Genomic DNA, 13,423 nt, shown 5'->3' with positions numbered 1-13,423 from the left:
AATCACCATGCGGTGTGATGAATGAAATTCACAACCGAACCCATCGCGGTGACGACGACCGCCGGTCCGCGCCGGCCGGCCGGTCGCTGGTGGTCGGCATCGACGCGGGCGGGACCCGGATCCGCGCCTATCTGGCCGGGGCGACGGCCGGGGCCGGGGCGACGGCGGCGGACGAGGCCGGCGTCGTCGGCGGGGTGATCGGCGAGGGCGCCGGCGGTCCCGGCAACGCGATGAGCGTGCCGCAGCCGGAGCTGACCCGGCACCTGGCCGCCGCGCTCGGCGCCGCGGTCCCGGCGGAGCTGCGCGGCTCGGTCGCCGCCGTGCTGGGCGGCTTCGCGGGCGCCGCCCCGGACACCGGTCCCGACACCGGCCACGGCCTCGCGCTGTCCTGCCTCCGGGCGGCGCTCGCCGAGACCGGTATCGACGCCGCGAAGGTGGCGGTCCGCGGCGACATCGAGATCGCCTTCGCCTCCGCGCCGGGCATGCCCGCCGACGGGCTGCTGCTCATCGCGGGGACCGGCGCCGCGTCGGCACGCATCACCGGGCGCCGGCAGGTGCTGACGGTGGACGGTGACGGATGGCTGCTCGGTGACGAGGGCGGCGGCTTCTGGCTGGGCCGGGAGGCCGTCAGGGCGGCGCTGCGGGCGTTGACCGGGCGCGGGCCCTGGACCTCGCTGGTCGGCGCGGTGGCGGCGCACTACCTGGCGTCCGGTGGCGATCCGGCGGGCCTCCCCGGGTCGGTGGAGCAGACGGACCGGCAGCGCCTGGGGGAGCTGCGGGATCTGATCGTGCCCCTGGTGTACGCGCGGCCGCCGGTGCGGCTGGCGGCGCTGAGCCCGCTGGTCGTCGCCGCCGACCGGGCCGGCGACCAGGTCGCCGGGGAACTGCTCGACGCGGCGGCCGCCGAACTCGGCAGGACCGTCGCCGCGTTGCGTCCCGTGGCGGGCGAGCCGCTGGTGGTCACCGGCGGTCTGCTGGCTCCGGCCGGGCCGCTGCTGGACAGGCTGTCGCGGCGTGCGCTGGCGATGGGGCTGCGGGTCGTCCCGGTGCCGGACGGCGGTGCGGGCGCGGTGGCGCTGGCGAGGCTCTTGACGTGACCACGATAGTCGGTTCATTGTTTCAATGACTCGTCGGAATGATGGTTCATTCAACCAAGGAGGGTGTCGGCCATGGCCGAACCACAGCTCAGCGCCGCCCGGTTCGCCGAGCACGGCCGCGCCGCCGTCGAGCGGGCGATCGGAGCCAACACCGACTCCGTCGCCGCCGCGGCCCGCCTCATCGCCGACAGCGTCGCCGCCAACGGTGTCGTCCACGCCTTCGGCACCGGTCACTCGCAGGCCACCGCGCTGGAGATCGCCGGCCGGGCCGGCGGCCTCGTCCCGACCAGCCGCATCGGCCTCTCCGACCTGGTGCTGCGCGGCGGCGAGGACCGCTCCGTACTCGCCGACCCGCTACTGGAACGCTCCCCGGGCCTGGCCAAACGGCTCTACGAGCTGGCCACCCCGCAGCCGCAGGACCTCTTCGTGATCATCTCCAACTCCGGCGTCAACAACTCCATCGTCGACATGGCCCTCCAGGTCAAGGAGTCCGGGCACCGGCTGATCGCCCTCACCTCCCTGGAGCACACCCATGCGGTGCCCGCGCTCCACAGCAGCGGAAAGCGGCTCGCCGACCTCGCCGACGCCGTACTCGACAACTGCGCGCCGGCCGGCGACGCCCTGCTGCCGATGCCGGACGGCGGCGCGCTCTGCGGGGTCTCCACCATCACTTCCGCGCTGCTCGTCCAGATGGTCGTCGCCGAGGCGGTCGGCATCCTGACCGCCGAGGGGCACGAACCGCCGGTCTACATCTCGGCCAACCTGCCCGGCGGATTCGAGCGCAACGCCGTCCTGGAGGCCCGCTACGAGGGCCGGCTGCACCGCGGCGGTTTCTGAACGCGGCTCTTCCCACCGGTGCCACGGGCGTTGTCAGTGGCCGCCGCTACGGTGCCAGGACTGATCACATCCTGGCCCGAGGGGGAGCTTTGACCGCGAACGACAGCGATCTGCGGCCGGCCGTGGAGAGCGCCGTGCCGTCCTGGCGCGGCGGCTTCGGCCGGCTGTGGAGCGCCGCGGTGGTCTCGCGGCTGGGGGACGGACTGCGCACCGCCGCACTGCCGTTGCTCGCGGTCGGGCTCACCGACTCCCCGCTGCTCGTCTCGCTGGTCACGGCGGCCGGATTCCTGCCCTGGATCCTGTTCGGCCTGCTCGGCGGCGCGATCGCCGACCGCGTGGACCAGCGGCGCGCCATGTGGGCGGTCGACGCGGTGCGCTGCGCGCTGATGGCCTGCTTCGCGCTCGCCGTGTGGCTGGACGAGGTGAGCATCGCCCTGCTGCTGGTGCCGGCCTTCGTCCTGACGACGCTGCAGACCCTCTTCGACAACGCCGCGACCGCGCTGCTGCCGACGGTCGTCCCCACCGCCTCCCTCGGCCGCGCCAACGCGCGCCTGATGACCGGGCAGACCATCGCGGGCACCTTTCTCGGCGCACCCCTGGTGCCCCTGCTGATCGGGCTCTCCGCCGGACTGCCGTTCGCGGTCGACGCGGCGACGTATCTGCTCGCCGCGGCGCTGGTCGCCTCGATACGCACGGCCCCGCGCGAGCGCGCCCCGCGCCCGCCGGGCCGGACGTTGCGGCAGGACATCGCCGAGGGCATCCGGGTGCTGTGGGGGGACCGGGTCCTGCGGTCGCTCTGCACGGCCAACACCGTCGTCAACATCGGGATGGGCGCGCTCATCGCCACCCTGGTCCTGCACGTCACCGGGTGGCTGCACGCCGGGCACTCCGGGTACGCGGCCGTGCTCACCGCCTACGGCGCCGGCAGCGTGGCCGGCGGTCTGGCGGCCGGCCGGATCTCCGAACTCCTGGGCAGGACCAGAGCGCTGGTGGCCGGCCTGGTGCTGCAGAGCTGCGCCCTGATCGTGCTCGGCACCGTACGGTCGCTGCCCGTCGCGGTCGTCGTCCTGGCGCTCTTCGGCGCCATGGGGATGCTGTGGAACGTCAACGAGGTCACCCTCATGCAGGAGCGGACGCCCGCCGCCCTGCTGGGCCGGGTCAGCGCCGCCAACCGCACCCTGTCGACCGCCGGGGCCCCGCTCGGCGCCCTGCTCGGCGGCGCGGTGGCGACGGCGTGGGGACTGAACACCCCGGCGCTGGCCGCCGCCGCGCTCTTCGCCTGCGGGGTGATCGCGCTCCTACCGGCCGTCATCAATTAGTTTGGACCCATGTCCGACACCAATACGCACGGCCGTGCCCGGCTCGACCAGCTGCCCGAATGGCACGCCCTGGGCAAACACCGCGAAGAGCTGGGGGAGGTGCGGCTGCGCGAACTGTTCGACCAGGATCCGCAGCGCGCCGACCGGTACTCCCTGCAGGTCGGTGATCTGCACCTGGACTACTCCAAGCACCTGGTGACCGACGAGACCCTGCGGCTGCTGCGTGAGTTGGCGGCGTCGAGCGGCGTGGCCGAACTGCGCGACGCGATGTTCCGCGGCGAGCGGATCAACGTCACCGAGGACCGCGCGGTGCTGCACACCGCGCTGCGCGCACCGCGCTCCTCCGTCATCCAGGTCGACGGCCATGACGTCGTGCCCGCCGTTCACGCCGTCCTCAGCAAGATGTCCGTCTTCACCGACCGGATCCGCTCCGGCGAGTGGACCGGCCACACCGGCAAGCGCATCACCAACATCGTCAACATCGGCATCGGCGGCTCCGACCTGGGCCCGGCGATGGCGTACGAGGTGCTGCGCCCGTACGCCGACCGCGGGCTGACGCTCCGTTTCGTGTCCAACGTCGACGGCGCGGACCTGCACGAGGCGCTGCGGGACCTGGACCCGGCCGAGACGCTCTTCGTCATCGCCTCGAAGACGTTCACCACCATCGAGACCATCACCAACGCCACCTCCGCCCGCAACTGGCTGCTGACCGGCCTGAACGCCGACACCTCGGCCGTCGCCAAGCACTTCGTCGCGCTGTCCACGAACGCGGAGAAGGTCACCGAGTTCGGCATCGACCCGGCCAACATGTTCGAGTTCTGGGACTGGGTCGGCGGCCGGTACTCCTTCGACTCGGCGATCGGCCTCTCGCTGATGCTCGCCATCGGCCCGGACCACTTCCGCGAGATGCTGGCCGGCTTCCACCTCGTGGACGAGCACTTCCGCTACGCCCCGCCGGAGGAGAACGTCCCGCTGCTGCTCGGCCTGTTGGGCGTCTGGTACGGCGGTTTCCACGACGCGCAGTCGCACGCGGTCCTCCCGTACAGCCACTACCTGTCGCGGTTCACCGCGTATCTGCAGCAGCTGGACATGGAGTCCAACGGCAAGTCCGTGGACCGGCAGGGCAATCCGGTGGCGTGGCAGACCGGTCCGGTGGTCTGGGGCACCCCGGGCACCAACGGCCAGCACGCCTACTACCAGCTGCTGCACCAGGGCACCAAGGTCATCCCGGCGGACTTCATCGGCTTCGCCAATCCCATCGGCGAACTCGGCCCGCTCGCGGACCAGCACGACCTGCTGATGGCCAACTTCTTCGCGCAGACCCAGGCGCTGGCCTTCGGCAAGACACCGGAAGAGGTCGCCGCGGAGGGCGTGCCCGCCGAACTGGTGCCGCACAAGACGTTCCGCGGCAACCACCCGACGACCACCATCCTGGCCACCGAGCTCAGCCCGTCGGTGCTCGGCCAGCTGATCGCGCTCTACGAGCACAAGGTGTTCGTCCAGGGCGCGGTGTGGAACATCGACTCCTTCGACCAGTGGGGAGTCGAGCTGGGCAAGGTGCTCGCCAAGCGGATCGAGCCCGCGCTCAGCCAGGGCGCGACCATTCCCGGCCTGGACGGGTCCACGGAGGCGCTGGTCCGGCGCTACCGGGAACTGCGCGGCCGCTGAACGGCTGCTGAAAGCCGAACGGCCGCCGGCCGGGCTGAGGTCCAGCCCGGCGGGCGGCCGTCCGCCACGCCCGAGAGACCGCTAGGCCGAAGACGGCGGGTACAGCTGCGGTGGCAGCTTCGCCGCCGCGGTCCGGTCCAGCAGCCACAGCGTGCGGCGGCGGCCGCGTGCTCCGGCCGCCGGCGCCTGGATCTCGCCCGCGCCGGACAACGCCATCGCGACCGCGTTGGCCTTGTCCTCGCCCGCCGCGAGCAGCCACACCTCGCGCGCCGAGCGGATCGCCGGAAGGGTCAGCGAGATCCGGGTCGGCGGCGGCTTGGGCGCTCCGTGCACCCCCACCACCGTCCGCTCCGTCTCCCGCACCGCCGGGTGCTCGGGGAAGAGCGACGCGACATGCGTGTCGGGTCCCACCCCCAGCATCAGCACGTCGAACGTCGGCACCGGGCCGTGGTCCTCCGGCCCGGACGCCCTGGCGAGCTCGGCCGCGTAGCCGGCCGCCGCGGCGTCGACGTCACGGCCGTGGGTACCGTCGGACGCGGGCATGGCGTGCACCCGCGCCGGATCGACCGGCACCGAGTCGAGCAGGATCTCCCGGGCCTGGGTGACATTGCGCTCGGGATCACCCTCCCGTTCGAACCGCTCGTCGCCCCACCACAGGTCCAGCCGCGCCCAGTCCACCGCGTCCCGCGCCGGGGACCCGGCCAGGGCGGCGAGCAGCGCGTTGCCGTTGCGCCCGCCCGTCAGCACCACCGAGGCGGAGCCGCGGGCGGCCTGGGCGTCCACGATCTTCGTGATCAGCCGGGCCGCCGCGGCCTTCGCCATCAGCTCCTTGTCGCGGTGGACGACGACCTGCGGGGTGCTCATGTGGAGCTCGTCCGCTTGCCCGTCGCCGCCTTCTTCGCCGGCGCGGCCTTCTTGGCGGGAGCCTTGGCCGCCGACTTGGCCGCGGCGGTCCCGGCCGGCTTGGCGTCCTTGGCCGGGGTGATCACCTCGATCGTCCCGACGGGCTCCTCCGAGTCCTGCGGACCGGAGTCGGTCAGCCGGCCGACCCCGAACTTCACCGTCGACCGGTAGATGTCGTCCGGGTCCAGCCGCCGCAGCTCCTCGGCGATCAGCTCCGAGGTCTCGCGCCGCTTGAGCGCCACATGACGGTCCGGCTGCCCCGGCATGGCCAGCTCGGCCAGCAGGCCGTCGGCCCGGTCCAGCCGGATCTCGCCGTCGGCGGTGACCAGCTGGACCCCGGTGATACCGGGTCCGTCGGAGACCTTGCGCTCCACCGAGATCTTCAGCCGGTCGGCGAGCCACAGCGCGAGCAGTTCGGTGCTCGGGTTGTAGGCCTCGCCCTCCACGGTCGCGGAGGCGATCCTGGAGTGCTTCTGGTCCAGAGCCGCGGCCAGCATGCTGCGCCACGGCGTGATCCGGGTCCACGCCAGGTCGGTGTCGCCGGGCGCGTACGCCGCGGCGCGCTCGCCGAGCGCGATCACCGGGTCCTCGGCCGCCGCGGCGTCCGTGATCCGGCGCTGCGCGAGCCGTCCCAGCGGGTCCTCGGCGGGCTTGTCCGGCGACTCCTCCGGCCACCACACCACCACCGGGGCGTCCGGCAGCAGCAGCGGCAGCACCACGGACTCGGCGTGGTTGGCGAGCTCGCCGTGCATGCGCAGCACGACGGTCTCACCGGTGCCCGAGTCGGAGCCGACCAGCACCTCGGCGTCCAGCCGCGCCATCGCGCGGTCGCGCGGTGAACGGCCGGGCCGCTTGATGACGGCCAGGATCCGGGACGGGTGCTCCCGCGACGCGTCACTGGCCGCCTTGAGGGCGTCGTAGGCGCTGCCCTCGTCGGTGACGATGACCAGGGTGAGCACCATGCCGACGGCCGGAGTGCCGATGGCGCGGCGGGCCTCGATGAGCCCGGCGTTGATTCGGGACGACGTGGTGTCCGTCAGATCGATCCTCATGGCCGGCGCCAGCTCCTACCGTCTCGTGCGAGCATCTCGTCGGCCTCCGCCGGTCCCCAGGTGCCCGAGGCGTACTGGGCGGGCTTGCCGTGCGTGTCCCAGTACTTCTCGATCGGGTCGAGGATGTTCCAGGACAGCTCGACCTCCTGGTGGCGGGGGAAGAGGTTGGCATCGCCGAGCAGCACATCGAGGATGAGCCGCTCGTACGCCTCGGGGCTGGACTCGGTGAAGGACTCGCCGTAGGCGAAGTCCATCGTCACGTCCCGGACCTCCATCGAGGTGCCGGGCACCTTCGAGCCGAAGCGCACCGTCACGCCCTCGTCCGGCTGCACCCGGATGACCAGGGCGTTCTGCCCCAGCTCCTCGGTGGATCCGGCTTCGAAGGGCAGATACGGGGCCCGCTTGAAGACCACCGCGATCTCGGTGACCCGGCGGCCGAGCCGCTTGCCGGTGCGCAGGTAGAAGGGGACCCCGGCCCAGCGGCGGTTGTTGATCTCCAGCTTGACCGCCGCGAAGGTGTCGGTCTTCGACCTGGGGTCGATGCCGTCTTCCTCCAGGTACCCCACGACCTCCTCGCCGCCCTGCCAGGCGTGCGCGTACTGGCCGCGTACCGTGTGCGCGCCCAGGTCCTTGGGCAGCTCCACGGCGCCGAGCACCTTGAGCTTCTCGGCGACCAGGGCCTTCGGGTGGAAGGAGCCGGGCTCCTCCATCGCCGTCAGCGCGAGCAGCTGCAGCAGGTGGTTCTGGATGACGTCACGGGCCGCGCCGATGCCGTCGTAGTACCCGGCCCGGCCGCCGATGCCGATGTCCTCGGCCATCGTGATCTGGACATGGTCGACGTACGACCGGTTCCAGATCGGCTCGAACATCGTGTTGGCGAAGCGCAGCGCCAGGATGTTCTGGACGGTCTCCTTGCCCAGGTAGTGGTCGATCCTGAAGACCTCGTTGGGCGGGAAGACGTCGTGCACCAGCTGGTTGAGCTCCTGCGCGCTCTCCAGGTTGTGGCCGAACGGCTTCTCGATGACCGCGCGCCGCCAGGACTCGCCCTGTCCCTCGGACAGGCCGTGCTTCTTGAGCTGCTGCACGACGTTGGGGAAGAACTTCGGCGGTACGGAGAGGTAGAAGGCGAAGTTGCCGCCGGTGCCGCGCGCCTTGTCGAGCTCGTCGATCGTCGACTTCAGCTTCTCGAAGGCGGTGTCGTCGTCGAACTCGCCCTGAACGAAGCGGCAGCCTTCGGCGAGCTGCTGCCAGACCTCCTCGCGGAAGGGGGTGCGGGCGTGCTCCTTGACCGCGTCGTGGACCTCCTGGGCGAAGTCCTCGTCCTCCCAGCTCCGGCGGGCGAAGCCGATGAGCGCGAAGCCCGGTGGCAGCAGACCGCGGTTGGCGAGGTCGTACACGGCAGGCATCAACTTTTTACGGGACAAATCGCCCGTGACGCCGAAAATGACCAGGCCGGACGGCCCCGCGATACGCGGGAGCCGCCGGTCCTGTGCGTCACGCAGCGGATTGCTGCTGGTCAACTCATGCCTCCACGGGCGTCAGACGCTTGAGTACCGCCGAGGTGGAGTCCAGCAGCTCGTTCCAGGAGGCCTCGAACTTCTCGACGCCCTCGTCCTCGAGCAACTGCACCACGTCGTCGTACGAGATACCGAGAGCCGCCAGCGCGTCGAGCTCGGCCTGGGCCTGCTCGTACGTGCCGCGGATGGTGTCGCCGGTGACCTCGCCGTGGTCGGCGGTGGCCTCCATGGTGGCTTCCGGCATGGTGTTGACGGTGTTCGGGGCGACCAGCTCGGTCACGTAGAGCGTGTCCGGGTAGGCCGGGTCCTTGACACCGGTCGAGGCCCACAGCGGACGCTGCTTGTTCGCGCCCGACTTCTCCAGCGCGTTCCAGCGGTCCGAGGTGAAGACCTCCTCGTACGCCTGGTAGGCGAGCCGGGCGTTGGCCAGCGCGGCCTTGCCCTTGAGCGCCTTCGCCTGGTCGCTGCCGAGCTTGTCGAGGCGCTTGTCGATCTCGGAGTCGACCCGGGAGACGAAGAAGGACGCGACCGAGTGGATCTTCGCGAGCTCCAGGCCGGCGGCCTTGGCCTTCTCCAGCCCCGCCAGGTAGGCGTCCATGACCTCGCGGTAGCGGGCCAGCGAGAAGATCAGCGTCACGTTCACGCTGATGCCCCGGCCGATGACCTCGGTGATCGCCGGCAGGCCGGCCTTGGTCGCCGGGATCTTGATGAGGGTGTTCGGCCGGTCGACGAGCCAGGCGAGCTGCTTGGCCTCGGCGATGGTGGCCGCGGTGCTGTGCGCCAGCCGCGGGTCCACCTCGATGGAGACCCGGCCGTCCTGGCCCTCGGTGCGGTCGAAGACCGGCCGCAGGATGTCGGCGGCGTCGCGGACGTCCGCCGTGGTGACCATCCGGATGGCCTCTTCGACCGTGACCTTGCGGACCGCGAGGTCGGTGAGCTGGCTCTCGTAGCCCTCGCCGCCGACGATCGCCTTCTGGAAGATCGACGGGTTGGTGGTGACGCCCACGACGTGCTGCTGGTCGATCAGCTCGGCCAGGTTCCCGGACGTGATCCGCTTGCGGGACAGGTCGTCCAGCCAGATCGCGACGCCTTCGTCGGAGAGGCGCTTGAGTGCGTCTGTCATGGAAATTACATCTCCTACTGGTCGGGTGCGGGTCGTCAGCGGGTTGCCTTGTCGACGGCGTCGAGGGATTCCCGGGCGGCATTGGCGACGGCTTCGGCGGTGAAGCCGAACTCACGGAAGAGGACCTTGGCATCGGCCGAGGCACCGAAGTGCTCCAGGCTGATGATCCGGCCCTGGGCGCCGATGTAGCGGTGCCACGTCAGGCCGATACCGGCCTCGACGGCGACCCGGGCGTGGACGTCCGGGAGCAGCACGCTGTCGCGGTACGCCATGTCCTGCTCCTCGAACCACTCGACGGACGGCATCGAGACGACCCGCGTCGGGATCCCGTCGGCCTGCAGCGCGTCGCGGGCCTCGACGGCCAGCTGCACCTCGGAGCCGGTGGCGATGAGGATGACCTGCGGACGGCCGCCCTCGGAGTCGAACAGCACGTAGCCGCCCTTGGCCGCGTGCTCGTTCGGCGCGTACGTGGGCACACCCTGGCGGGTGAGCGCCAGGCCGTGCGGAGCGGGCTTGGAGTCGTGGCGCTTGAGGATCTCGCGCCAGACGATCGCCGTCTCGTTGGCGTCGGCCGGACGGACGATGTTCAGGCCCGGGATCGCGCGCAGCACGGCCAGGTGCTCGACCGGCTGGTGCGTCGGGCCGTCCTCGCCGAGGCCGACGGAGTCGTGCGTCCACACGTACGTGACGGGCAGCTGCATGAGCGCGGCCAGTCGCACGGCGGGGCGCATGTAGTCGGAGAACACCAGGAAGGTGCCGCCGTAGATGCGGGTGTTGCCGTGCAGCGCGATGCCGTTCATCGTCGAGCCCATGGCGTGCTCGCGGATGCCGTAGTGCACCGTGCGGCCGTACGGGTCGGCGCCCGGCAGCGGGTTGCCCACCGGTAGGAAGGACGAGCCGCTGTCGATCGTGGTGTTGTTGGAGCCCGCGAGGTCGGCCGAGCCGCCCCACAGCTCCGGTACGACCGCGCCGAGCGCCTGCAGGACCTTGCCGGAGGCGGCACGGGTCGCGAGGCTATTGCCGGTCTCGAAGGACGGCAGTGCCTTCTCCCAGCCGTCGGGCAGCTCGCCCGCGGCGATCCGGTCGAAGTCGGCCGAGCGCTCCGGGTTGGCGTCGCGCCACTCCTGGAACTGCTTGTTCCAGACGGCGTGCGCCTCGCGGCCGCGGTCGGCCACCTCACGGGCGTGCGACAGCACCGCGTCGTCGACCTCGAAGGTCTTCGCCGGGTCGAAGCCCAGCACCTTCTTGGTCGCGGCGACCTCCGCGTCACCCAGCGCCGAGCCGTGCGCGGCCTCGGTGTTCTGCGCGTGCGGGGCCGGCCAGGCGATGATCGAGCGGGCCGCGATGAACGAGGGCCGCGAGGTCTCGGCCTGGGCCGCCTTCAGCGCCTTGTACAGGGCCTTCGGGTCCAGGTCGCCGTCGGGCAGCTGCTCGACGCGCTGGACGTGCCAGCCGTACGCCTCGTAGCGCTTGAGGGTGTCCTCGCTGACGGCCGTCTCGGTGTCGCCCTCGATGGAGATGTGGTTGTCGTCCCACAGCAGCACGAGGTTGCCGAGCTTCTGGTGCCCGGCGAGCGAGGACGCCTCGGCGGAGACACCCTCCTGCAGGCAGCCGTCGCCGGCGATGACCCAGATGGTGTGGTCGAACGGGGAGGTGCCCGCCGCCGCGTCCGGGTCGAACAGGCCGCGCTCGTAGCGGGCCGCCATGGCCATGCCGACGCCGTTGGCGATGCCCTGGCCGAGCGGACCGGTCGTGGTCTCCACGCCGACCGTGTGGCCGTGCTCCGGGTGGCCGGGGGTCTTGCTGCCCCAGGTGCGGAACGCCTTCAGATCGTCCAGTTCCAGGCCATACCCGGAAAGGTAGAGCTGGGTGTAGAGCGTCAGGCTGGAGTGCCCGGCCGAGAGGACGAAGCGGTCACGGCCGGTCCAGTCGGGATCCGACGGATCGTGCCGCATCAGCTTCTGGAACAACAGGTACGCGGCGGGCGCGAGGCTCATGGCCGTGCCGGGATGGCCGTTGCCGACCTTCTGCACGGAATCCATGGCCAGGACACGAGCGGTATCAACGGCCCGCTTGTCCAGATCGGTCCACTCAAGGTCTGTGGTGGTCGGCTTGCTGCTCACCCTGGTTCAGGGCTCCTCTCCACATGTCGAAATGCCGGTGACGTGGCGCCTACCCGGCGTTGTCGAGCCTACCGCCGCAGGCGCGTGCACCTTTTCGAGCGTTCGACCCTCGGGACGACACCCGGAGCGCGGCTCCGGGCAGCGTTCCCGGCGGCACTCCGGGCAACCAGGACCGTGGCTGGGCCATTCCCGGCATGCCGGGATACTGACAGCCTGCCCCGGCCCGGCCGCGTTCGCCTCCTGAACACCTGGCGAAGGACGGGCGGCAACACGGGTCACCCCCCGGGGCAGGCGGAGTATTCCGTACGTCTACAGTGGCGTGGTACGCGCAAGGACTTACCGGACCTTCACGTCTGGGACCGGGACTTGCTGGACTTAATCCTCTCCAGGGGTGTTTGTGACGGCCGTCGAATCCCGACCCGCAGGGGTCATCGGGACGAGCACCGGACAGCGGCCGTTCGCGGCTCGTGTCATGGCGTTCGTGGCGCTGACCAAGCCACGCATTATCGAACTGCTGCTCATCACGACCGTTCCGGTGATGTTCCTGGCGGCGGGTGGCGTCCCCGATCTGTGGCTGGTGCTGACGACCGTCGTGGGCGGCTATCTGTCGGCGGGCGGTGCCAACGCGCTCAACATGTACATCGACCGCGACATCGACGCGCTGATGCACCGCACCGAGCAGCGTCCGCTGGTCACCGGCATGGTGTCGCCGCGCGAGGGGCTGATCTTCGGCATCACGCTCTCGGTGGTCTCCACCGTCTGGTTCGCGGTCCTGGTCAACACGCTCTCGGCGGCGCTGTCGCTGACGGCCATCCTCTTCTATGTCTTCGTGTACACGCTCGGCCTCAAGCGCCGCACCGCGCAGAACATCGTGTGGGGCGGCATCGCGGGCTGCATGCCGGTGTTCATCGGCTGGTCCGCGGTCACGAACTCCGTCTCGTGGGCCGCTCTGGTCCTCTTCCTGGTGATCTTCCTGTGGACGCCGCCGCACTACTGGCCGCTGTCGATGAAGGTCAAGGACGACTACGAGCGGGTGGGCGTGCCGATGCTGCCGGTCGTGGCCGGCAACCTGGTGGTCGCGCGGCAGATCGTCATCTACAGCTGGGCCATGGTGATCGTCTCGCTGGCCCTGTGGTGGCCGCTGGGCGAGACCTCCTGGCTGTACCCGGTGGCCGCGGTGCTGCTCGGCGCGATGTGGCTCAAGGAGGCGCACGGCCTCCACAGCCGGGCGAAGGCCGGGGTCAGCGGCGCGAAGCTCAAGGAGATGCGGCTGTTCCACTGGTCCATCACCTATCTGTCGCTGCTCTTCGTCGTCGTGGCCGTGGATCCTTTCCTTCACTGATTACCGACGGGTAGCATCTGCCTCATGGCTGAGACCGCGCAGAACACCGTGGAAGAGACTCCGAAGGCGGACCCGCGCGCCGAGCGCCGCACCGCCAGGCTGGCGAAGCAGATCGGTGCCTTCGCCAAGAGCCACGGCGGCGGCGCCGAGGCGAACATCGCCTACATCGGTGAGATCGGCGCCCGGATCGTCCTCGTCGGCGAGAACGGCGAATGGGGCGACCTGGTGGCCCCGACGTACGCCATGGCCGTCGCGGCCGTCGAGCGCGCCGGAGTCACCGTCCACGAGGACTTCGACGGCGAATTCGCCGCCAAGGTGCGCACCGGCCCGTACGAATGGTCGCGAATGGCCGGAATCCAGATCGGCGGTCCCAGCAACACCTGACGCCCCGCCCGCCCGTTAGGGACCATGGGAAACGGTCCCGGCCGGCGGTGCGAGGAGT

At 70.9% G+C, this 13,423-nt stretch carries 11 protein-coding genes; 6 read left to right on the top strand and 5 right to left on the bottom strand.

Going from position 1 to position 13,423, the window contains the following annotated elements:
- Window positions 1-17 precede the first annotated feature (17 nt).
- From O3W51_RS08030 to pgi, 4 genes are all read left to right on the top strand, one after another.
- Window positions 18-1,097 carry an N-acetylglucosamine kinase gene (locus O3W51_RS08030; RefSeq protein WP_198357176.1) on the top strand — a complete coding sequence of 360 codons (1,080 nt, stop codon included), beginning with the start codon at window positions 18-20 and terminating at the stop codon, window positions 1,095-1,097.
- A gap of 72 nt (window positions 1,098-1,169) precedes the next feature.
- Window positions 1,170-1,934 (top strand): sugar isomerase domain-containing protein, encoded by a 765-nt coding sequence (locus tag O3W51_RS08025; protein WP_164296497.1) that lies wholly within the window; start codon window positions 1,170-1,172, stop codon window positions 1,932-1,934.
- 89 nt (window positions 1,935-2,023) lie between these two features.
- A complete protein-coding gene (locus tag O3W51_RS08020; RefSeq protein WP_232484794.1) occupies window positions 2,024-3,253 on the top strand; it encodes an MFS transporter in 1,230 nt (409 codons plus the stop codon).
- Window positions 3,254-3,262: 9 nt separating this feature from the next.
- A complete protein-coding gene (gene pgi / locus O3W51_RS08015) occupies window positions 3,263-4,921 on the top strand; it encodes a glucose-6-phosphate isomerase (RefSeq protein ID WP_198357177.1) in 1,659 nt (552 codons plus the stop codon).
- An 81-nt stretch (window positions 4,922-5,002) separates the two neighbouring features.
- On the opposite strand, the gene pgl is transcribed toward pgi, so the two are convergent.
- The 5 genes from pgl to tkt are packed head-to-tail and all read right to left on the bottom strand — an operon-like array spanning window position 5,003 to window position 11,639.
- A complete protein-coding gene (gene pgl, locus O3W51_RS08010; RefSeq protein WP_138356337.1) occupies window positions 5,003-5,785 on the bottom strand; it encodes a 6-phosphogluconolactonase in 783 nt (260 codons plus the stop codon).
- Window positions 5,782-6,876 (bottom strand): glucose-6-phosphate dehydrogenase assembly protein OpcA, encoded by a 1,095-nt coding sequence (gene opcA, locus O3W51_RS08005; protein ID WP_138356338.1) that lies wholly within the window; start codon window positions 6,874-6,876, stop codon window positions 5,782-5,784. Before opcA ends, pgl begins: the two co-directional genes overlap by 4 nt.
- A complete protein-coding gene (zwf, locus tag O3W51_RS08000; RefSeq protein ID WP_138356339.1) occupies window positions 6,873-8,396 on the bottom strand; it encodes a glucose-6-phosphate dehydrogenase in 1,524 nt (507 codons plus the stop codon). Before zwf ends, opcA begins: the two co-directional genes overlap by 4 nt.
- Window position 8,397: 1 nt before the next feature.
- Window positions 8,398-9,516 carry a transaldolase gene (tal, locus tag O3W51_RS07995; protein ID WP_138356340.1) on the bottom strand — a complete coding sequence of 373 codons (1,119 nt, stop codon included), beginning with the start codon at window positions 9,514-9,516 and terminating at the stop codon, window positions 8,398-8,400.
- 35 nt (window positions 9,517-9,551) lie between these two features.
- Window positions 9,552-11,639, bottom strand: coding sequence for a transketolase (gene tkt, locus O3W51_RS07990; protein ID WP_138356341.1), 2,088 nt, complete (start codon window positions 11,637-11,639; stop codon window positions 9,552-9,554).
- Between the two features lie 397 nt (window positions 11,640-12,036).
- Between tkt and O3W51_RS07985 the strand changes: the two genes are divergently transcribed.
- Both O3W51_RS07985 and O3W51_RS07980 read left to right on the top strand, forming a co-directional pair.
- Window positions 12,037-12,981 carry a heme o synthase gene (locus tag O3W51_RS07985; protein WP_138356342.1) on the top strand — a complete coding sequence of 315 codons (945 nt, stop codon included), beginning with the start codon at window positions 12,037-12,039 and terminating at the stop codon, window positions 12,979-12,981.
- A gap of 24 nt (window positions 12,982-13,005) precedes the next feature.
- On the top strand, window positions 13,006-13,365 hold the full coding sequence (locus O3W51_RS07980) for a hypothetical protein (RefSeq protein ID WP_138356343.1): 360 nt from the start codon (window positions 13,006-13,008) through the stop codon (window positions 13,363-13,365).
- Window positions 13,366-13,423: the final 58 nt, after the last annotated feature.

It is taken from the genome of Streptomyces sp. H39-C1, assembly GCF_027158125.1.
Classification (GTDB): domain Bacteria; phylum Actinomycetota; class Actinomycetes; order Streptomycetales; family Streptomycetaceae; genus Actinacidiphila; species Actinacidiphila fildesensis.
This window is presented reverse-complemented; position numbering and strand designations above follow the sequence as displayed.